This is a genomic window from Telluria sp. LT2P80 (assembly GCF_059685955.1).
The window spans coordinates 173,189-193,512 of sequence record NZ_JCASIO010000002.1; the positions used below are offsets into that span (position 1 = coordinate 173,189).

Annotated in this window: 17 protein-coding genes; 12 read left to right on the forward strand and 5 right to left on the reverse strand. The window is 63.0% G+C overall.

The window, feature by feature from the left end:
• Window positions 1–2: 2 nt before the first annotated feature.
• Complete coding sequence (locus AC56LW_RS07150) at window positions 3–494, reverse strand: DciA family protein (protein ID WP_499633136.1); 492 nt, start codon at window positions 492–494, stop codon at window positions 3–5.
• Between the two features lie 280 nt (window positions 495–774).
• Between AC56LW_RS07150 and secA the strand changes: the two genes are divergently transcribed.
• From secA to AC56LW_RS07175, 5 genes are all read left to right on the forward strand, one after another.
• Entirely contained in the window at window positions 775–3,561 is a 2,787-nt protein-coding gene (gene secA, locus AC56LW_RS07155) for a preprotein translocase subunit SecA (protein WP_499633138.1), read from the forward strand.
• A 330-nt stretch (window positions 3,562–3,891) separates the two neighbouring features.
• On the forward strand, window positions 3,892–5,130 hold the full coding sequence (argJ, locus tag AC56LW_RS07160; RefSeq protein WP_332533080.1) for a bifunctional glutamate N-acetyltransferase/amino-acid acetyltransferase ArgJ: 1,239 nt from the start codon (window positions 3,892–3,894) through the stop codon (window positions 5,128–5,130).
• 2 nt (window positions 5,131–5,132) lie between these two features.
• Entirely contained in the window at window positions 5,133–6,020 is an 888-nt protein-coding gene (locus AC56LW_RS07165) for an ATP-binding protein (protein WP_499633139.1), read from the forward strand.
• The gene (locus AC56LW_RS07170; protein WP_499633141.1) at window positions 6,017–6,436 is read left to right on the forward strand and encodes an NUDIX domain-containing protein; all 420 of its coding nucleotides are present in this window, start codon (window positions 6,017–6,019) and stop codon (window positions 6,434–6,436) included. Before AC56LW_RS07165 ends, AC56LW_RS07170 begins: the two co-directional genes overlap by 4 nt.
• 10 nt (window positions 6,437–6,446) lie before the next feature.
• The gene (locus AC56LW_RS07175; RefSeq protein ID WP_499633143.1) at window positions 6,447–7,748 is read left to right on the forward strand and encodes a D-amino acid dehydrogenase; all 1,302 of its coding nucleotides are present in this window, start codon (window positions 6,447–6,449) and stop codon (window positions 7,746–7,748) included.
• Between the two features lie 15 nt (window positions 7,749–7,763).
• Here the strand turns inward: AC56LW_RS07175 and AC56LW_RS07180 are convergent, their stop codons facing one another.
• The 4 genes from AC56LW_RS07180 to AC56LW_RS07195 all read right to left on the reverse strand — a co-directional run bounded on the left by AC56LW_RS07180 (window position 7,764) and on the right by AC56LW_RS07195 (window position 10,297).
• Window positions 7,764–7,967 (reverse strand): DNA gyrase inhibitor YacG, encoded by a 204-nt coding sequence (locus AC56LW_RS07180; protein WP_332533084.1) that lies wholly within the window; start codon window positions 7,965–7,967, stop codon window positions 7,764–7,766.
• Window positions 7,968–7,982: 15 nt separating this feature from the next.
• Window positions 7,983–8,738: a cell division protein ZapD gene (gene zapD, locus AC56LW_RS07185; protein WP_258836503.1), complete on the reverse strand. Its 756-nt coding sequence runs from the start codon at window positions 8,736–8,738 to the stop codon at window positions 7,983–7,985.
• A gap of 87 nt (window positions 8,739–8,825) precedes the next feature.
• Window positions 8,826–9,431: a dephospho-CoA kinase gene (coaE, locus tag AC56LW_RS07190; RefSeq protein ID WP_499633144.1), complete on the reverse strand. Its 606-nt coding sequence runs from the start codon at window positions 9,429–9,431 to the stop codon at window positions 8,826–8,828.
• Window positions 9,428–10,297 (reverse strand): prepilin peptidase, encoded by an 870-nt coding sequence (locus tag AC56LW_RS07195; RefSeq protein WP_499633146.1) that lies wholly within the window; start codon window positions 10,295–10,297, stop codon window positions 9,428–9,430. Before AC56LW_RS07195 ends, coaE begins: the two co-directional genes overlap by 4 nt.
• Window positions 10,298–10,507: 210 nt before the next feature.
• Here AC56LW_RS07195 and AC56LW_RS07200 point away from each other — a divergent pair, with 210 nt between their 5' ends.
• From AC56LW_RS07200 to AC56LW_RS07230, 7 genes are all read left to right on the forward strand, one after another.
• Window positions 10,508–11,851 carry an MBL fold metallo-hydrolase gene (locus AC56LW_RS07200; RefSeq protein ID WP_499633147.1) on the forward strand — a complete coding sequence of 448 codons (1,344 nt, stop codon included), beginning with the start codon at window positions 10,508–10,510 and terminating at the stop codon, window positions 11,849–11,851.
• A gap of 779 nt (window positions 11,852–12,630) precedes the next feature.
• On the forward strand, window positions 12,631–13,356 hold the full coding sequence (locus AC56LW_RS07205) for a gluconate 2-dehydrogenase subunit 3 family protein (protein ID WP_499560066.1): 726 nt from the start codon (window positions 12,631–12,633) through the stop codon (window positions 13,354–13,356).
• Window positions 13,357–13,358: 2 nt separating this feature from the next.
• The gene (locus AC56LW_RS07210) at window positions 13,359–15,134 is read left to right on the forward strand and encodes a GMC family oxidoreductase (RefSeq protein ID WP_499633148.1); all 1,776 of its coding nucleotides are present in this window, start codon (window positions 13,359–13,361) and stop codon (window positions 15,132–15,134) included.
• A gap of 12 nt (window positions 15,135–15,146) precedes the next feature.
• On the forward strand, window positions 15,147–16,535 hold the full coding sequence (locus tag AC56LW_RS07215) for a c-type cytochrome (RefSeq protein WP_499633150.1): 1,389 nt from the start codon (window positions 15,147–15,149) through the stop codon (window positions 16,533–16,535).
• Window positions 16,536–16,873: 338 nt separating this feature from the next.
• Window positions 16,874–17,578 (forward strand): MarC family protein, encoded by a 705-nt coding sequence (locus AC56LW_RS07220; RefSeq protein WP_499633152.1) that lies wholly within the window; start codon window positions 16,874–16,876, stop codon window positions 17,576–17,578.
• Between the two features lie 30 nt (window positions 17,579–17,608).
• A complete protein-coding gene (locus AC56LW_RS07225) occupies window positions 17,609–18,634 on the forward strand; it encodes a porin (RefSeq protein WP_499633154.1) in 1,026 nt (341 codons plus the stop codon).
• 112 nt (window positions 18,635–18,746) lie between these two features.
• Window positions 18,747–20,015, forward strand: coding sequence for a GGDEF domain-containing protein (locus AC56LW_RS07230; protein ID WP_499633156.1), 1,269 nt, complete (start codon window positions 18,747–18,749; stop codon window positions 20,013–20,015).
• The last annotated feature ends 309 nt before the right edge of the window (window positions 20,016–20,324 follow it).

Consider the following 20,324-nt stretch of genomic DNA (forward strand, 5'->3'; position numbering starts at 1 on the left):
GTCTATCTTCTCTTTGCCGCCAGCGCCCTGAGCGCTGCCACCAGATCGTGATTGTGCTTGTCGTCCGGCAGTGACGCAGCCAGTTCCTCGAACGCGCGCACCGCCGTCGGCGGCAGCTCCAGCGTGCGCATCTCGGGTTTGTCGGGCAGTGCGCGCGTGACCTGCACCTTGATGCGGGTGGACTCCACCTGCCAGCCGCGCCCGATGAGCGTGCTCTGCAGCTTGGGGAGCATCTGCTTGAGCCGCGCCGCCAGCGCCGAGCTGGGCACGGCCAGAATCAATACCCCTTCCTGGAACGACAGCACATCGCAGTTGTGAAACACGGCCGGCAGCGCTGCGGCGCAGTCGGCCTGCAGGCGCGCCATGCGCGTGATGGCCGGCATCAGGCTGGCCAGGCGGTCGTTCGAGCGCAGGAATTCGGTGGCGGCGTGCGAGGTCTGCCGGTTCTTGGTGCCGAAGATATGGACCGGGCGCTTTGGGGGAGGTTGCTGCATGCTCGGAACATACCACAGCGCGCGGCAGATGGGGAAACCCCGGCGCAGCGTCGGCTCCCGGGCAATGCAGGGTGGGATTTTGCACGCCATACGAGGCAGTCTGATAACGTTTCTGTCCCTGCGGGACTTGTTATCCTGCCCACGATCCCCAAGTGTGGCCGAATCGCATGATAAAATCAGTGGTTATTTGCCTAACGCGGTCTTTGGTGAAATCTGTTTGATATCATCTTGGCTCCCTCATTGGCGTCTATTGCGGCGTATTTAATACTAGAAACCAAGCATGTCATTCCTGACCCAGATTTTCGGCAGTCGCAACCAGCGACTGCTCAAGCAATATCAAAAGACCGTGCGTGTCATCAACGCGCTCGAGCCACAGATGGAGCAGCTCTCGGACGCGGAACTGCAAGCCAAGACGCCTGAATTCAAGGACCGGCTGGCCAAGGGCACGACCCTCGACGAGATCCTGCCAGAAGCATTCGCCGTCTGCCGTGAAGCGGCCAAGCGCGTCATGAAGATGCGCCACTTCGACGTGCAGCTGATCGGCGGCATGGTCCTGCACCAAGGCAAGATCGCGGAGATGGGCACGGGCGAGGGCAAGACCCTGATGGCCACGCTGCCGGTCTACCTGAACGGCTTGTCGGGCAAGGGCGTGCACGTCATTACCGTCAACGATTACCTGGCCCAGCGCGATGCTGACCAGATGGGCCAGCTGTACGGCTGGCTGGGCTTGAGCACCGGTGTCAACCTGTCGCAGCTCGACCACGACAGCAAGCAGAAAGCCTACAGCTCGGACATCACGTACGGCACCAACAACGAATTCGGCTTCGACTACCTGCGCGACAACATGGTCTACGACCTGCGCGAGCGCGTCCAGCGCGGCCTGAATTTCTCGGTGGTCGATGAAGTCGACTCGATCCTGATCGATGAAGCGCGCACGCCGCTCATCATCTCGGGCCAGGCCGAGAACCACACCGACCTGTACATCCGCCTGAACGCGGTCCCGCCGCAGCTGGTCCAGCAGATCGGCGAAGAAACCCCGGACGGCAAGGGCAAGATCGAAGTCCCGGGCGACTACCTGAAGGACGAAAAAGCGCACACCGTGCTGCTGACCGAATCGGGCCACGAGCACGCCGAAGCGATCCTGACCGAGATGGGCCTGCTGCCTGAAGGCGCGTCGCTGTACGACGCCGGCAACATCACGCTGATCCACCACCTGTACGCGGCGTTGCGCGCCCACGTTCTGTATCACAAGGACCAGCACTACGTGGTGCAGAACAACGAAGTCGTGATCGTCGACGAATTCACCGGCCGCCTGATGACGGGCCGCCGCTGGTCGGACGGCCTGCACCAGGCCGTCGAAGCGAAAGAGGGCGTGCGCATCCAGAACGAGAACCAGACGCTGGCCTCGATCACGTTCCAGAACTACTTCCGTATGTACGGCAAGCTGGCCGGCATGACCGGTACCGCCGACACCGAAGCCTTCGAATTCCAGGAAATCTACGGTCTCGAAACCGTCGTCGTCCCGCCGAACCGGCTGTCGCAGCGCAAGGACCGCCAGGATCAGGTCTACAAGACGTCCGACGAAAAGTACAACGCGATGGTCATGGACATCCGTGACTGCTACGAGCGCGGCCAGCCGGTCCTGGTGGGCACCACCTCGATCGAGAACTCCGAACTCCTGTCGGGCATCCTGACCAAAGCCAACCTGCCACACAACGTCCTGAACGCGAAGCAGCACGCACGCGAAGCGGAAATCGTGGCGCAGGCGGGCCGTCCCAAGATGATCACCATCGCCACCAATATGGCCGGCCGTGGTACCGACATCGTCCTGGGTGGCAATATGGGCAAGCAGATCCAGCTCATCGAAGCCGATGGCAACCTGACCCCCGAGCAAAAAGCGGCCCAGTCGCAGACGCTGCGCGACGAGTGGCAATCGCTGCATGACCACGTGGTCAATGCCGGCGGCCTGCACATCATCGGCACCGAGCGCCACGAATCGCGCCGCGTCGACAACCAGCTGCGCGGCCGTTCGGGCCGTCAGGGCGATCCGGGTTCGTCCCGCTTCTACCTGTGCCTGGACGACGCGCTGCTGCGCATCTTCGCGGGCGATCGCGTGCGTGCGATCATGGACCGCCTCAAAATGCCAGAAGGCGAACCGATCGAAGCTGGCATCGTCTCGCGCTCGATCGAGTCGGCCCAGCGCAAGGTCGAGGCCCGCAACTTCGACGTGCGTAAGCAATTGCTCGAGTACGACGACGTCGCCAACGACCAGCGCAAGGTGATCTACACCCAGCGTAACGAACTGCTCGAAGCAACCGACATCAGCGAGATGATCAATTCGCTGCGCGTGGGCGTGTTCACCGACCAGGTGCGCCTCCATGTACCGGCCGAATCGGTCGAAGAACAGTGGGACGTCAAGACGCTGGAAACGACGCTGGCGGGCGAGTGGAGCCTGAACGTGCCGCTGCAGCAGATGCTGCAGGACGAGCCGAACCTGAACGACGACGACCTGCTCGAGCGCGTGCTGACGGCGGCGGAAACGTCGTACAACAGCAAGGTCGGCATCGTGGGCCGCGAATCGTTCGGTGGTTTCGAGCGCAACGTCATGCTGCAGAGCGTCGACACCCACTGGCGTGAACACCTCGCAGCGCTGGATCACCTGCGCCAGGGTATCCACCTGCGCGGCTACGCACAGAAGAACCCGAAGCAGGAATACAAGCGCGAAGCGTTCGAGCTGTTTTCGAACATGCTGGATCTGATCAAGAACGAAGTGATTCGCACCGTCATGACGGTGCACATCCAGTCGCGCGAAGAAGTCGAAGCAGCCGAAGCGGCAATGGCGGCGCAGGCGGCCCAGCTCGAGAACGTCAACTACCAGCACGCCGACTACAACCCATCGGCCGCGCCGGAAGAGCTGTTCAATCCGAACCCGAACAAGGGTGGCGAAGGCGACGCGGTCTCGGCCGAAGACCACAGCAGCTACATGGGCGTGAAGGTCGGCCGTAACGATCCATGCCCTTGCGGCAGCGGCAAGAAGTTCAAGCAGTGCCACGGCAAGCTGGCGTAAGCGCAGATTGCAAGTAGCAGGTAGAGGCGGCCGGGGAAACCCGGCCGTTTTTCATTGGGGGCGCTGATATTCCGGCGGTCTGGCTGGCGTAGGGTGGACGGCTATGCCGTCCACGCGGTGATCGTTATCGGTTGCTACCACGAACGGCCCTTCGTTTTATTGCCGGATGACCGGGCGGCCAACCATCACCGCGTGGACGGGAAGACCCGTCCACCCTACGTAGCATCGGGAAACGTGGGAAGCGCGGCCGGTTTATTTTGACCCGCAATTTCGTACCGGAGGATCGTGCCGTTACAATAAGAGATTCGCAATTTTTCCAACGAGATCACCATGGCCGTCAATTCCCCCCTGCCAGTCGCAGCCGACCTGAAACCCGTCAACGGCATCGAGATCGGTTTCGCCGAAGCCGGCATCAAGAAGCCCAACCGCAAGGACATCCTCGTCATGCGCGTGGCCGAAGGCGCCACTGTTTCCGGCGTGTTCACGCTCAATCGCTTCTGCGCCGCGCCGGTCCAGGTCAGCAAAGCCAATCTGGCCGCCGTCAAGAATGGCGGCGCGCCGATTCGCGCGCTGGTGGTCAATACCGGCAATGCCAATGCGGGCACGGGCGAAGAGGGCCTGGCCAATGCACAAGCCACCTGCGCCGAGCTGGCCAAGCTGCTCGATATCGAGCCGGGCCAGGTGCTGCCGTTTTCGACCGGCGTGATCCTGGAACAGCTGCCGCTGCAGAAGGTCGTCGCCGGCCTGCCGGCCGCGGTGTCGAACCTGAAGGCCGACAACTGGTACAACGCCGCCGAGGCGATCATGACCACCGACACGCAGCCGAAGGCCGCGTCGCGCACCGTCACCATCGGCGGGCACACCGTCACGATGAGCGGCATCAGCAAGGGCGCCGGCATGATCAAGCCGAACATGGCCACGATGCTGGGCTACCTGGCGTTCGACGCCAAGGTCGCGCAGCCGGTGCTCGATGAACTGGTCAAGCATGCGGCCGACCATTCGTTCAATGCGATCACGATCGATGGCGACACGTCGACCAACGACTCGTTCATCATTGTCGCCACCGGCGCCGGTTCGCTCGTGATCGACAAGGCCGAAGGTGCGGATTACGAAGCGTTGAAAGACGCCGTCACCGACATTTCGCGCAACCTGGCGCAGCAGATCATCCGCGACGGCGAAGGCGCGACCAAGTTCATGACGATCACCGTCGACGAAGGCGCCGACGTGGCCGAGTGCCGCAAGATCGCCTACGCGATCGCGCATTCGCCGCTGGTGAAGACCGCGTTCTTCGCATCCGACCCGAACCTGGGCCGTATCCTAGCGGCCGTCGGTTACGCCGGTGTGGACGATCTGGATGTGACGAAGCTCGACCTGTACCTGGACGATGTCTGGGTCGCCAAGGCGGGCGGGCGCAATCCCGACTACAGGGAAGAAGACGGCCAGCGCATCATGAAGCAGTCCGAGATCACGGTACGCGTCAAGCTCGCGCGCGGCGATGCCACGGCCACGGTCTGGACCTGCGACCTGTCGCACGACTACGTCACGATCAACGCCGACTACCGGTCCTGATCGTGACGTCGCCACTGGACCAGTTCCTGCGCCGCGCCGAAGGGCTGCTGGAGCGCCTCGAGGCCGTGCTGCCGACCGCGCATGCCCGCGAGCCGGACTGGAAGCGCAGCACGGCCTTCCGCTGGCGCCGGCGCGCTGGCGGCGCCGGCAACTATCTGCAGCCGGTGCTGCACGCGTCGACCATCAACCTGGACGACCTGCACCATGTCGCCGCGCAAAAGCGCCAGATCGAGCAGAACACGCGCCAGTTCGTCGCGCGCCGCCCAGCCAACAACGTGCTGCTGACCGGCGCGCGCGGCACCGGCAAATCGTCGCTCATTAAAGCGTGCCTGAATGGCTACGCCGACCAGGGCCTGCGCCTGATCGAAGTCGACAAGGCCGACCTGGCCGACTTGCCCGACATTGTCGACCTGGTGGCGGGCCGGCCCGAGCGCTTCGTGATCTTTTGCGACGACCTGTCGTTCGAAGAGGGCGAGGCCGGCTACAAGGCGCTGAAGGTGGCGCTCGATGGCAGCATCTCGGCGCAGTCCGACAATGTGCTGATCTACGCGACGTCCAACCGGCGTCACCTGATGCCCGAGAAAATGTCGGACAACGCCGGCTACCAGCATGGCGCCGATGGTGACCTGCATCCGGGCGAGACGGTCGAAGAGAAAATCTCGCTGTCGGAGCGGTTTGGTTTGTGGCTGTCGTTCTATCCATTCCGTCAGGATGATTACCTGGGCATCGTCGGCCACTGGCTTGCCAGCTTCGGCTGCACGCCGGAGCAGATCACGGCGGCGCGACCCGAAGCGCTGCAGTGGGCCTTGCAGCGCGGCTCGCGCTCGGGCCGCGTAGCGTGGCAGTTCGCGAAGGACCATGCGGGCAAGTTGCCGGATCAAGACGCATGAGTAATGTGAAAGCCAAACCCGTCGATGTCGCCGTCGGCGTGCTGATGCGCCCGAATGGCGACGTACTGCTCGGCCAGCGCCCGGACGGCAAGCCCTACGCCGGCTACTGGGAATTCCCGGGCGGGAAAGTCGAAGCCGGCGAAGACATCTTCGCGGCGCTGCAGCGCGAGTTCATGGAAGAACTCGGGGTCCAGGTCGTGAGCGGACAAGCATGGTGCTGCGTCGAACACGTCTACGAGCACGCCCATGTGCGCCTGTATTTCTACCTCTGCCGCGAGTGGACCGGCGAGCCGCAAAGCCTGGAAGGGCAGGCGTTTGCCTGGCAGGGCGCGTACGGCGTCAGCCCGCTGCTGCCGGCGACGATCCCGTTGCTCGAATGGCTCGACCGCGTCCGCTATCCGGACTCTATAACGTAAAGTTCATCGCATGAAGATCATCATTCTCGGCAGTGGCGTCATCGGAACCGCATCGGCGTATTTCCTGGCCCAGGCCGGGCATGATGTGACCGTCATCGATCGCCAGCCCGGTTCGGGGCTGGAAACGAGCTTCGGCAACGCCGGCGAAATCTCGCCCGGCTACGCCACGCCATGGGCCGGGCCGGGCGTGCCGGCCAAGGCGCTCAAGTGGCTGACGATGCAGCACAGCCCCCTGGTGATCCGGCCGAAGCTGGATGTGCACCAGTGGCGCTGGATCCTGCAGATGCTTGCCAACTGCAATACCCACAGCTACCAGATCAACAAGACGCGCATGGTGCGCCTGGCCGAATACAGCCGCGACGTTCTGGTGCAGCTGCGGCGTGACACCGGCATCGCCTACGATGAACGCAGCCAGGGCACGCTGCAGCTGTTTCGCACCCAGAAGCAGCTCGACGGCGCGCACACGGACACCGAGGTGCTGCGCCAGTCAGGCGTGGCGTATGAATTGCTCGACCCGGCTGGCTGCACGCGCTACGAGCCGGCGCTGGCACGGGTGCCCGGCAAGTATGTCGGTGGCCTGCTGCTGTCGAATGACGAGACGGGTGACTGCTTCAAGTTCACGCAGGGCCTGGCCAGACTGGCAGAGGGCCTGGGCGTCAAGTTTCGCTATGGCCTCAGGATTGAACGCCTGACGACGGAAGGCGACCGCGTGACCGGCGTCGTCACCGACCAGGGCACATTGACCTCGGATGCCTTCGTCATGGCGCTGGGAAGCTACTCGCCGCAGTTGCTGCGCCAGATCGGTATCCACGTCCCCGTCTATCCGGTCAAGGGCTACTCGATCACGGTGCCGATCACGGATGCCTCGGGCGCGCCCGAATCGACGGTGATGGACGAGACCTACAAGGTGGCGATCACGCGCCTGGGTGACCGCATCCGCGTGGGCGGCACGGCCGAGATTGCAGGCTACGACCTGCGCCTGCACCAGGCGCGCCGCGATACGCTCGAACACTCGGTCACCGATCTGTTCCCGGATGGCGGCGACGTGGGCAAGGCATCTTTCTGGTGCGGCCTGCGGCCAATGACGCCGGACGGCACGCCGGTGATCGGGCCGACACCGTATCGCAACCTGTTCCTCAACACGGGCCACGGCACGCTGGGCTGGACGATGGCATGTGGTTCGGGACGCGTGCTGGCCGACATGCTGTCGGGAAGGCAGCCGGAGATCGGCCTGGAAGGCCTGTTCATGGACCGCTACGGGCGGCGCAACAAGCCGGTGGTGGTGCCGCAGGGGATCCGCAGCGGGACCTAGCCGCGCATCCGGCGGTCAGCGCTGTGGTGGCTGTGGCGGTGGCGGTTCGTCGAACGGATCGAGCGGATCGGCCGGCACGGCGCCGGGAATGACGAATTTTTCTTCGGCCCAGGCGCCCAGGTCGATTTGCTTGCAACGCTCGGAGCAGAACGGGCGATACTTGTTCGCCTCGATCCATTCGACTTTCTTGCTGCAGGTAGGGCAGGAGACAACGGTCATCGTACGGTCAATCAGTTAAAAATTACAGAGCGTCAGGTCGAACGGCACATCGGCTTCGAGTGGCTTGGGCTTGCAGTCGCCGTCCTGGCTGGTGAAGCGCACCCACAGCATGTACTTGTTGGCCGAGATCTCGGGGATCGCGCCGGTGGTTTCGTCGAGCGTCAGGCGCAGCATCTGGTAGATTTTACCCTGCAACATCTGCTGGTAGCTGCCAGCAGCCGCGAACATCTTGACCGACGCGCCGGAGTTGCGCAGCAGGCGCAGGACCAGCGATAGCGCCTCGAGCAGCGGCGAGAGCGGGCCGAACCAGCCCATGATGTCGTCAAAACGCTTGTCGAACGGGCGCTTTTGCCAGGCGAAGTACGACGGCAGGTCGAACTCGCAGGCGCCGCCCGGGATGATCGTGCGGCCCCGAATGCTCATGAGCCACTCGTTCTCGCGCACGTTCTGCCCGGTCTTGCCCTGGCTCGCGACCAGCGCGCTGCTGGCTGCATCGAGTTCGGCGAGCACGGCGTCGAGGGTTTCGGCCACGACGGCCGGATTGCTGCGGTAGGCCAGCAGCGATTGCTTCTGGCGCTCGAGCTCCTGCAGCAGATCGGATTTCAGATCGGCGCGGCCGGCCACTTCCAGCATGTCGAAGATCGTCGCGAGCGCGACATGGTGCTGCATCGGGTGTTCCTGATGCACGAAGAACTTGAATTTCTCGTACAGGTCTTCCAGCCGCAACAACGTGCGAATCCGCTCATTGAAAGGGTATTCGTAGACGATCAAAATGACATTCCTCTGAATGTAGGCTGGAAGGCAACTGCGTGATTCTGAACCATGCGGCCCGAAATTACAAACCCTGCATCACTATTGTTACAGACTTAACGCGAGATACCGTTCATGCAATGCCTGCACCTGCGCCCGCAGGGCCTCCAGACCGGCGTCGTTGTCGACGACGTCGTCGGCTTCGGCCAGGCGCCGGGCGCGCGTGACCTGGGTTGCCATGATCGCGCGTACCTCGTCAGCGGAGAGATGGCTGCGCTGCATGACGCGCGCCACCTGCGTGTCCTCGCTGCAGTCGATGGCCAGCACGCGCGTGACGCGTTCGCGCCAGCTGCCCGATTCGATCAGGAGTGGCACGACATAGATGACGTAGGCGCCCGTGGCCGTCTGGCCGGCGGCCTCGGTTGCGGCGCGGATGCGTGGGTGCAGGATGGCTTCCAGCCGCGCGCGCGCGGTGGCATCTGAAAACACGAGAGTGCGCATGCGGGCGCGGTCGAGCGCGCCGTCCGGCTGCGCGAAGTCGGGCCCGAACTCGGCCACGATGGCCGGCATCGCCGCGCCCTGCGGTGCGGTCAGCGCATGGGCGATGACGTCGGTGTCGACGATCGTTGCGCCCAGCGCGGCAAACAGGTCGGCGACCGTGCTCTTGCCGCAGCCGATGCCGCCGGTGAGTCCCACGGAAAACGCCGGCGTCATCCGAACAGGCCCGCCGTGAAGCCGCCCAACTGCGCGCCATACAGCATCGTCAGCAGGCCCGCCGCCGCCAGGTAAGGGCCGAACGGGATAGCCTTGTCGCGTGCGCGCTTGGCGAACACGATCAGGCTGATGCCGACGAGCGCGCCAACGACCGACGACAGCAGGATGATCGTCGGCAGCGCGGTCCAGCCCAGCCACGCGCCCAGGCCGGCGAGCAGCTTGAAGTCGCCGTAGCCCATGCCTTCCTTGCCGGTGGCAAGCTTGAACAGCCAGTACACGGACCACAGCACGAGGTAACCGGCGGCGGCGCCGATGACGGCGTCCTGCAGCGGCACGAAGGTGCCGTTCAGGTTGATGAGCAGGCCCGCCCACAGCAGCGGGTAGGTCAGGTCGTCCGGCAGCAACTGCGTGTCGTAGTCGATGAAGGTCATGGCGATCAGCAGCCACGCAAACAGCAGACTGGCCATGCCCATCGCGCCGCTGCCGAAGGTCCAGACCAGCAAGCCCGAGACGATGGCGGTGAACAGTTCGACAGCCGGATAGCGCGGTGAGATCGGCGTCTTGCACTTGCGGCACTTGCCACCAAGGACCAGGTAGCTGATGACCGGGATGTTTTCCATCGCCGTGATCCGGTGCCCGCAGCACGGGCAGGCGGAGCGGGGCACGGTCAGGTTGAAGCGGTCCGTATGCGGTGGCGGCTGGCCGCTTTCTTGCGCAACATAGTTGTCGGACTCGCGCTGCATCATCTTCGGGATGCGGTAGATGACGACGTTCAGGAAGCTGCCGACCAACAGGCCCAGCAGGGCCGCCACCAGCGTGGTTGCGAGCTGCGCAGGGAGCGCAAACAGAAGGGATTCCAGGGGCATGTCGGTCGTTTCGGGTCGGGTGGCGTGCAGTACGGGCAAGCTGCACGGTAGATTCTGTAGAACAACCTTATTGTAGGGCGTTTCCCCCGTTTGGCGAAGTGCTTTGCCGGTTCCCGCACACGATTGCGACGCCTCACGCGTCGTGCGTGGCCACGCACCAGACTCGATCGTATTGACGTCCCGTGCCATCGCCGCCGTGCCATCACCCCTATGCCAAGCCCGACATTCACATTCCTGAACCACGCCAGCTGGTTGCTGCGCACCGACCATGCGCTGTTGCTGGTCGACCCGTGGCTCGAAGGCACCGTGCACAACAATGCCTGTCGCCTGATTGACGACACTACCCGCGACGCGCACGTGATCGATGCACTCAACGCAAGCAGTTTGCCGGTGTTTGTCTGGTGCTCGAGTAGCCGGCCCGAGCACCTGTCGCACTCCTTCGTGCAGCGATTTCGCGCCGAGTTTCGCGGCATCGCCACCTTTCTGTGCCGCGAGGGCGACTCACGCCTGGCCGACAGATTGCGGCGTCACTGCCTGGCCATTGCGACATGCCCCGTCGGCGCGCCGCGCGCGCTGGCCCCCGGCCTGCGCCTGACGGCCCATGCCACCGACGAGGACGAGTCCTATTGCCTGATCACATGCGGGCACCACACGCTGCTGCACCTGGGCGAACGGGCGCTGGCCACCGCTTCTGCGTGCCGCTGCGCCGCCGCGCAACTGCGCGCGCGTCACGTGCGTGTCGATGTACTGCTGACCAGCTTTGCCGCCCATGCGCCGCAGGACGAAGCAGCGGCCGGGCGCGGCATCGGGCGCATGGCGTGCCAGATCGACGCATTCCGGCCACGGCTGGTCGTGCCGGTTGCCTCATTCGCGCACTTCAGCCGCATCGACAATGCGTGGCGTAATCACGGCCGTCCCACGCCGCTGGACGTGCTCGAGGCGCCAGGGCTGGCTGCGCTGCGTGGCGTCATCCGGTTCATGCAGCCCGGCGCGCAGTTCGATCTGCCAGCTGCAACACCGGCCGCCTTGTGCGCGCAGCACGACGAAGCGCTGACGTACTGGATGGCGCGCTGGCGCCAGCAACCTGCGCCATTGCCCCGTCCGGGCCAGGCCACGCTGGCCGAGCTGAAAGAGGCGTTCGCTGGTTATCGCGACCGCGTCGGCGTGCAGTTGCACGGCCTGGCCAGGCTGCTGGAATGGCTCGGCATACTGCGCCCGCTGCATCTCGAATTGCCCGACCTGCACCGGACGATCGTGCTGTCGTACCGGCATGGGCTGAGCTCACTGGCGCGCGATGCCCGGGCCGATATCGCAATGTGTTCGGGGACGGCGCTGTACCTGCTGCGCGCTGGGGATGGGTTCGACGCGACCGTTGCCGGCGGTTGTTTCCAGAGCATGCGTGCGCAAGGCGTGTCGATGTTCAGGCGTTTCTTCTTGCCCCAGCGTGTATGCCAGCGTGTGCTGGAACAGCAACGACCATGGGTAATGGGCGCCGCGTTGCTGCGTGAAACATTAATCTGGGCATGGCGTGCAATACGTACACAATTGTCGTAAATGCAGTGCCGGGATTTGCTGCTCCCAGCCAATGACTATTCGAATTCGATGGTGGCGTGATGCCATACCGGTGATTTATTTCCGTCTCATCATATTCAGTGATGGGAGTATTGAAAATGTGCATGGGCTTGTAATTACATCTCAGCCATATACCACTGGCCAGAAATATGAAAACATTATTGGCTTGATATTATTATCAATTCTTTTCGTCGGACGTGGTCAGGCAGAGCGGCATGAGAGGGTGTTTGCCTGTATTAAAAACGACTGTTACAGTGTTTCATTTATGCAACGTGTGAAGTTTTTTGTTGTCACACCCTGAACGCATGTCGGCGTGCCGGCAGACGTTGCCAAAGTAGCGTTTGTCTTCCTCGCGTGCTGATCGCGACGCCTTCTACGCCCACACGTTTCCGCGGGTCATCCCCAAACTCTGCCCATCGAGACACATTCGTATTGACGACCATTCCGGTGTATCCGTGCGCCAATTACGTCATGCACCACGGTATCCGCACAGGTGCGTAATCCATCCATTGAATTGAAACTCTTGAAATTTCTGAATATTCGAATGTTTCATTTGTAAATATATTAATGATACTGGCGCTGATTTCCGTATGCGGAAATGAACGCGAAAGGATCACAGCGAAACTGCGTCAATTAACGGCGCCAAATAAATAACACCAATTCCCGCGCCGGGATTTCCAATAGCATAGCAAGGTCAGCGTTGTTATCATGCGAGATGCCTGATGCATATATATCCAACGTCAATATGGAGCAAAGACATTATGTCCGATGACCAGCAATCTCCTTCCCGGCGCCGCACGCTCATCAAGACCCTGGTCTTCGTGCCGATGGGTGCGGGCGCGGCAGCGGCGATCCAGCAGAACTTGCCCAACGCGACGGCCGCAGCGCCGGCCGAAGGCAAGCCTGACGCCTACACCCCCAAATTCTTCACCGCGACCGAATGGAAATTCGTCATCGCCGCCGTCGATCGGCTGATCCCGCATGACCAGCACGGCCCTGGCGCCGTCGAACTGGGCGTGCCGGAATTCCTCGACCGCCATATGCAGACACCATACGCCGCCGGCGCGATCTGGTACATGCAGGGGCCATTCCTCGAAGCGACGTCCGAATTCGGCTACCAGGGCAAGCTGGCGCTCAAGGACATCATCCGCGTGGGCATCAAGGCTGTCGACGCGCATTGCGCCAGCAGCTTCTCGGGCAAGGCGTTTGCCGACCTCGACCTGCGCATGCAGGAGGCGGTGCTGAAGGACCTCGAAGAAGGCAAGATCAAGCTGGCCGACATTTCGTCCAAGCTGTTCTTCGCTGACTTCCTCGCCGAAGTGCGCGCCGGCTACTTTGCCGACCCGAGCCACGGCGGCAACAAGAACATGGGCGCATGGAAGATGATCGGCTACCCCGGCATGCGGGGCGATTATCTCGAATGGGTCAAGATTCGCGACAAACCGTATCCGCTCGGACCGGTCGATCTGGCGGGACGGAGAGGATAAGCATGGCAATCGTAAAACCAAAAACAGACGCAGTGATCGTTGGCATGGGCTGGGTTGGCGCCATCATTGCCAAGGAATTGACGGACGCCGGCATGAACGTCGTCGTGCTCGAGCGCGGTCCTGACCGCGACACGCAGCCCGACTTCGCCTATCCGCGCGTAATCGACGAGCTCGAAGGCTCGGTGCACCGCAAGTACCTGCAGTCGCTGGCGCAGGAAACCATCGCCATCCGCCACAACGGCACCACGTCGGCCGTGCCGATGCGCCGCATGGGCTCGTTCAAGCCGGGTACGGGCGTCGGTGGCGCCGGTTCGCACTGGTCGGGCTGCCACTTCCGCGCGCTGCCAGAGGACTTCAAGATCCGCAGCATCATGGAACAGAAGTACGGCAAGAAGATCCTGCCGGCCGGCATGTCGATCCAGGATTTCCCGATCACGTATGAAGATCTGGAACCGCACTTCGACCACTTCGAATACGTGTGCGGCACCTCGGGCAAGGGCGGCATCATCAATGGCGCGCAAGTTGCCGGCGGTAACCCGTACGAAGGTTCGCGCTCGCGCGAATTCCCGCTGGGGCCGAACCCGGACTACCTGGGCGCCGAATACTTCTACAAGGCCGCCAACGCGATGGGTTACCACCCATACCCGATTCCGGCCTCGAACGCGTCGGGCACTTACGTCAACCCGTACGGTTGCCAGATGGGACCGTGCAACTTCTGCGGTTTCTGCTCCGACTATGGCTGCCTGAACTACTCAAAGGCGAGCCCGAACGCGAACATCCTGCCGGTGCTGCGTGGCCGCAAAGGGTTCGATCTGCGCACGATGGCGCAAGTGATGAAGGTCAATCTGACGCCGGACGGCAAGATGGCCACCGGCGTGAACTACCTCGACGCCCAGGGCCGCGAGACCGAGCAGCCGGCAGACATTGTCATCCTGGCCGCGTTCTCGCTCTACAACGTGCACTTGATGCTGCTCTCGGGCATTGGCCCGGCTTACGATCCCGTCACCAAGACCGGTACCGTCGGCAAGAACTACTCGTACCAGAACCTGAACCGCGTCTCGCTGTTCTTCGACGAGACCGTGCACGCCAACCAGTTCATGGGCATTGGCGGCGGCGGCGCGACGTTCGATGACCTGAACGGCAACCGCAACGATCCGACCAAGACCGGCTTCATCGGCGGCGGCATCATCTGGGCGCGCCAGCCGGGCGGCGGTCCGGTGCGCGGCATTGCGACCGCACCGGGCGTGCCGGGCTGGGGCAGCGACTGGAAGAAGGGCGCCAAGGACGCGATGCGCCATTCGTTCTACTTCGAAGTGCAGGGCTCCTGCATGTCGTACGACGATGCCTATCTCGACCTCGATCCGAACTACAAGGATGGTTTCGGCCGCCCGCTGCTGCGCATGACGTTCGACTGGCACGAGAACGAAATCATCGCGTCGCAATACCTGGTCGGCAAGGCGCAGGACATGTGCCAGGTGCTCAATCCATTGGCCATCAAGGGCGATGCGAAAAAGGCGGGCAGCCACTACAACATCAACCAGTACCAGAGCACGCACACGGTCGGCGGCGCCATCATGGGCGACAACCCGAAGACGTCGGCCCTGAACAAGTATCTGCAATCGTGGGATGTGCCGAACGTGTTCGCGCCGGGTGCCAACGCGTTCCCGCAGAACAATGGCTACAAGCCGACCGGCATGGTCGGCGCGCTGGCCTACTGGTGTGCCAAGGCGATCCGTGAGCAGTACGTCAAGAACCCAGGCCCACTGGTCCAGGCATAAGAGGACGAACAGATGACGACGAAAAAACCTGTGAAAAAAGTCCTCCTGACCCTTGGCATCGTTGGCGCGCTGGTGGTTGCCGGCATGTACGGCTACGCCGTCGCGCCGACCGAGACGCGCAAGATCGAACCCGGCCCGCAGCTTGCAGCGGGCGCCAAGCCTGATGCTGGCCTGATCGAGAAGGGGCGCTATGTCGCCACCGCCTCGGACTGTATCGCCTGCCACACAGCACCAAGCGGCAAAGCCTTCGCGGGCGGCCGCGTGATCCAGTCGCCGATCGGCAATATGTACTCGACGAACATCACGCCCGACAAGACGACCGGTATCGGCAACTACACGCTGGACGATTTCGATCGTGCGATCCGCCACGGCATCACGCCGGCCGGTGGCACGCTGTATCCGGCGATGCCGTTCCCGTCGTATGCCCGCATGAGCGACGACGACCTGCGCGCGCTGTACGCCTACTTCATGCACGGCGTGGCGCCGGCAAGCGCCGCGAACCGCGCGGCCGACATCCGCTGGCCGCTGTCGATCCGCTGGCCGCTGGGCATCTGGCGCAAGACCTTCGTGCCGGTGCAGGGCCCGATGGACCTGTCGAAGTACGCCGACCAGCGCATCGCACGCGGCGCCTACCTGGTCCAGAGCCTGGGTCACTGCGGCACCTGCCACACCCCGCGCGCCGCCACGCTCAACGAGCTGGCGCTGGACGAGTCCGGTCCCGAGTACCTGGCTGGCGGTCCGCTGATCGACGGCTGGCTCGCGGTGAACCTGCGTGGCGACAAGGTCGATGGCATGGGCAACTGGAGCGAGAAGGATATCGTCGATACCCTCAAGACCGGTCGCAACAGCCATTCCGGCGTGCTCGGCGAGCCGATGCAGGATGTCGTCCTGCACAGCACGCAGAACATGACGGATGACGACCTGAGCGCCATGGCCGGCTACCTCAAGACGCTGCCGGCCACGGGCAACAAGAAAGTCAGCTTCACGGCCAGCACGGCGACGGTCGACGCCATCATGAGCGGCGACGACAGCCAGCGCGGTGTCCAGCTGTACCTGGACAATTGCTCGGCCTGCCACCGTGTCGATGGCAAGGCCTCGGGCAATGTGTTCCCTGCGCTGCCGGGCAACCCGACCGTGCTGCAGCAGGACCCGAGCTCGCTGATTCGCGTGATCCTGGCCGGCGCACGCCTGCCATCGACCAGGACGGCGCCATCGGAGCTGGGCATGCCGGGCTTCGCATGGCGTCTGTCGGACGAAGAGACGGCGCACCTGACCACCTTCGTGCGCAATGCCTGGGGTAACAAGGCCGCGCCAGTCGGTGCAGCCGATGTGGCCAAGGTGCGCAAGGCACTGAAGGACCACGAGATCCATGAGATGGACAAGGGCGATACCAAGCACTAAGCGTGCAGTGGTAGCGTGACGGCGGCGCCGTCAGTACACGGTCATTGAATGGTCGGGTGCTGGCGGCGCCGCTTTTTTTCACGGGTAGGGTGGGCGGGTTTCCCGCCCACGCGTTCAACGCACCTTCGCACATCACCGAGCGACGTCAGGCGTGTGTCCATCCTGCCCGACCTTCCTGTACAGTTTATGCTGTGAGACTAAGAGCCCCCGTGACGACGGCAGGTTCGACATCGGCACGCGTCGTGTTTCGCTTGAAGGTGTGCACGTCAACAACCACCACGCCAGCGGCGCCAAGCGCTGACAACCGAGTTCAGCCTGACGAGGCTGCCAGACTATCCATGACGATCGAACTTATTCTGGTGGCAGCCAGGAGCTTCCTGTTTGTATTGGTAACGATGTTGCCAATCCTTAATCCGGCCGCCACTGCGCCGATTTTCCTGAGCCTGACCGAAGGCGCATCGCCGCCGATCCGGACGCTGCTGGCACGCCGTATCGCCCGCAACATGTTCTGGCTGATGGCCGGTTCGATGCTGATCGGCTCGTATGTCCTCGATTTTTTCGGCATCTCGCTGCCCATCGTGCGCATTGGCGGTGGCCTGATCCTGGCGTCCGTCGCCTGGCGCCTGCTCGGGGCGACGCCTGCCACGCCTGACAGCCGCGCCTCCCTGGCCGAAACCTTCACGCCGGAACACGCCCAGCGGCAAGCCTTTTATCCGCTGACCTTTCCGATCAGCTGCGGGCCGGCCTCGATCGCCGTCGCCATCACGGTCGGTGTTGCCCTGCATGATGTCAAGGTCGTGTTTTCACTGGCGCGCATGGGCGGCGCCTTGCTCGCCCTGGGCCTGATTGGCGTGCTGCTGTACTTGGCGTTCCGCTACGGCGAACATTTCCTGCGCCTGATCGGCGAAGCCGGCACCGCTGTCTTCCTGCGCCTGACCGCGTTCATCCTGTTGTGTCTGGGCGTGCAGATCGTCTGGGACGGGGTGCGTGAACTGGTGCTCAGTCTGATGCCGGTGGCCACCCATCTTGCTGTTTTAATGTGACCTTATGGTCCTGACCTCTGGAGACCATCGATGACTTTCCTTACCGCCACACCTGCCCGCATGGCGTTTGCATTATCGGGCTATCTCTGCTGCAGCGCCGCGTGCGCGCAGGACACGCCGGAGCTCGACTTCTACGGCTCGCTGCGCACCCAAGTCGAATCGGTCCACCCCGACCGTGCCGACTCCTATACCGGCCTGCGCGACGCGTATTCGCGCGTGGGCGTCAGCGGCCAATACCCGATCAATGCGGGCCTGGCGCTCGTCGGCCAGGTCGAGCTGCCGGTCGATGTCGCCAATGCCAGACTGCGCGACCCCTACGACCAGGATGAAAACATCCGCATCGCCAGCGTCGGCGTGAAGGGCACGCTCGGCGCGCTCACCTACGGCCAGCAGTGGATGCCTTACTACAACGCCGTGGCGGCGCCGGTGGACATGTTCAGTACGTACTACAGCGGCTATGCGACCTACACCGTGTTCCGGGTAGCCAAGACGCTGGCGTACACGACCCCGACCTACAACGGCCTGTCGTTTGGCGCAGGCTATGCGCCCAGCAGCGGCAACCGCCGCTCGACCTCACGCATCGATGACCGGCGCTGGCAGGCAGTGGCGACATATGTCCGCGGCGACACCCGCCTGGCGGCAGGCGTTGATGACCGCGGCGACGCGGGCTATGGCAAGAACCGCATCTACGGCGTCACGCTGAGCCACCAGGCCGATGCCCTGTATCTCGCAGTGAAGTACGAGGCATTCGAGACAGGCAACCGCCAGCCAGGCGGCTTCTCGACCGATGGCAACCGCGCCATCAATCTGTATGGCCACTATGCGCTGGGCAAGAGCACGATCAAGCTGATGCTTGCGAAGGTGGATAACTACGGTGACGAGATCATCCACCTCGGCATTGATTACGCACTGTCGCGTGACGCCAGGCTGTTTGCCGAGCTGTATCGGGAAGCCGAAACGGCGGCGCTGACGACGCGCCGTGGCGGCCTGGCGGACGTGGATGCGGGTGTGCGTGGCGGTCGTGCGCTGGCGGTGGGGCTGCGTTACGATTTTTGAGAGGCGGGAGAGGGCGGGCGTTGTTATAAGCGGCCAATGGCTATAGGGATGCGTGTTTGCGATGTAGCCTTGGTCTGTCTACAGACGAAAACAGCGATAATTGGACGTCAGGTTGTTCTCGTTACTCGGGGCCAAAATAATAGTGTGGTGCAGAAACGACCGGGAAGCCGACCAGCCTTACGGCATGGTAGAGGTTGCTGGTATCCTCGCGGATTACGACCCCTCCCGATTTTCCACCGTGACATTGCTTGATCCTGCAACCATCGTTCTTACGTCGACCATGATGGCGGCGGCGATGACCATCGTGTTGTTTTCCGCGTACCGTAGCTTTCCTGTCGAAGTGCGAGGGTTGGGCCATCAGTCGCTCGGCATGTTGTCGCTGACGGTGAGCGGCTTGCTATTCTGCGCGGGGCCATTGATTCCGGAAGGGCTGTTGCTGTTCGTGGCCAATAGCACCATGCTGGGCGCTGCCGGTCTGATGCTGATCGGCACCCAGTTATTCTATGGCCGTAAGCCGAGCTGGTGGTGGTTGGCGCTGGCGTGGGTGGCCGGCATGGGCTGTCTGGTCGGCTGGTATGTGATCACCCAGGACTACGCGTTGCGGGTAGCGGTGTTTTCATTGTTGACGCTATCGTTCTACGTGGCGCAACTGGTGCTGCTGGTGCGCCATGGTGAACGCCACTTCTCCAGCTGGTTCTTCGGCTCGCTGTTGCTGGTGCAGTCCATGGTACTGCTGTTGCGGTTCGTCGCGGCGCTCAATGGCGCGGTTGGCACCAGCAACGCCAGCAACAGCACGGTACAGGGCATTTTCCTGTTAACCGCCAACTTCATGACGCTGATGATGGCGGTGGGTTTTATGACCGTCGCCACCCGGCGCCTGCAGGTTGTGATGGAGCACCGCTCCTGCACGGACCCGCTGACCGGGGTGCTGAACCGACGCGGTTTTGCCGCCGCTTACCGCCGCGAGGTGGCGCTCATGAAACGCCACAGCGCGCCCATCTCCCTGCTCAGCATCGACCTCGATTACTTCAAGGCCATTAACGACCAGCACGGCCACGCAGTCGGCGATCAGGTACTGGTGCATGCGGCGCGCACCGCCATCTCGGCCCTGCGTGAGATCGATCACGTGGCGCGCTTTGGCGGTGAGGAATTCATCGTGCTGCTATCGAGAACCACGGCCGAGCGGGCGAAAGCGATGGCGCAACGCATCCATGCGTCGCTGTTCGCAGCGCGCGGCGGCGACGTGCCAGACTACACGGTCAGCATCGGCATCGCCAGCCAGCAGGCACCAGACGAGAGCCTGGAAGCCCTGATGGCGCGCGCTGACGCCGCTCTCTACCGCGCCAAGGCGGCCGGCCGCGACCGCAGCGAGGCGGGCTGAGCATGCTTAAGCCGTCCATATGTTCCCAAACTGAAAAACGAACTTGACGTGCGGGCACGTCTGGCGCGCGCACCGACCGGTTGAATTCAAGGTCGATAATGGACATACACGAACATGGTCTTGGCACTCATTGCTTGCACGAACAGGGTCACACGCGAACAGGGTCAGGTCTGGCGTTCGGACACGAGTTCAACGCACGGAGAGGATAAGGTCTGGCATTCACACACGAGCTTAACAAAAGTCTATTTATGAGAGCCTTGTCACCGGATTAAGGAAGAGTCCGTGTCCAAATGTCAGACCTGACCCTGG

Bases quoted from the DNA above. Each gene is read 5' to 3' on its own strand.
- argJ (WP_332533080.1), top strand. From the start codon at position 3,892: ATGGCCGTCAATTCCCCCCTGCCAGTCGCAGCCGACCTGAAACCCGTC.
- coaE (WP_499633144.1), bottom strand. From the start codon at position 9,431: ATGACGCCGGCGTTTTCCGTGGGACTCACCGGCGGCATCGGCTGCGGC.
- AC56LW_RS07150 (WP_499633136.1), bottom strand. From the start codon at position 494: ATGCAGCAACCTCCCCCAAAGCGCCCGGTCCATATCTTCGGCACCAAG.
- AC56LW_RS07175 (WP_499633143.1), top strand. From the start codon at position 6,447: ATGAAGATCATCATTCTCGGCAGTGGCGTCATCGGAACCGCATCGGCG.
- AC56LW_RS07205 (WP_499560066.1), top strand. From the start codon at position 12,631: ATGTCCGATGACCAGCAATCTCCTTCCCGGCGCCGCACGCTCATCAAG.
- AC56LW_RS07225 (WP_499633154.1), top strand. From the start codon at position 17,609: ATGACTTTCCTTACCGCCACACCTGCCCGCATGGCGTTTGCATTATCG.
- secA (WP_499633138.1), top strand. From the start codon at position 775: ATGTCATTCCTGACCCAGATTTTCGGCAGTCGCAACCAGCGACTGCTC.
- AC56LW_RS07200 (WP_499633147.1), top strand. From the start codon at position 10,508: ATGCCAAGCCCGACATTCACATTCCTGAACCACGCCAGCTGGTTGCTG.
- AC56LW_RS07180 (WP_332533084.1), bottom strand. From the start codon at position 7,967: ATGACCGTTGTCTCCTGCCCTACCTGCAGCAAGAAAGTCGAATGGATC.
- AC56LW_RS07195 (WP_499633146.1), bottom strand. From the start codon at position 10,297: ATGCCCCTGGAATCCCTTCTGTTTGCGCTCCCTGCGCAGCTCGCAACC.
- AC56LW_RS07210 (WP_499633148.1), top strand. From the start codon at position 13,359: ATGGCAATCGTAAAACCAAAAACAGACGCAGTGATCGTTGGCATGGGC.
- AC56LW_RS07220 (WP_499633152.1), top strand. From the start codon at position 16,874: ATGACGATCGAACTTATTCTGGTGGCAGCCAGGAGCTTCCTGTTTGTA.
- AC56LW_RS07170 (WP_499633141.1), top strand. From the start codon at position 6,017: ATGAGTAATGTGAAAGCCAAACCCGTCGATGTCGCCGTCGGCGTGCTG.
- AC56LW_RS07215 (WP_499633150.1), top strand. From the start codon at position 15,147: ATGACGACGAAAAAACCTGTGAAAAAAGTCCTCCTGACCCTTGGCATC.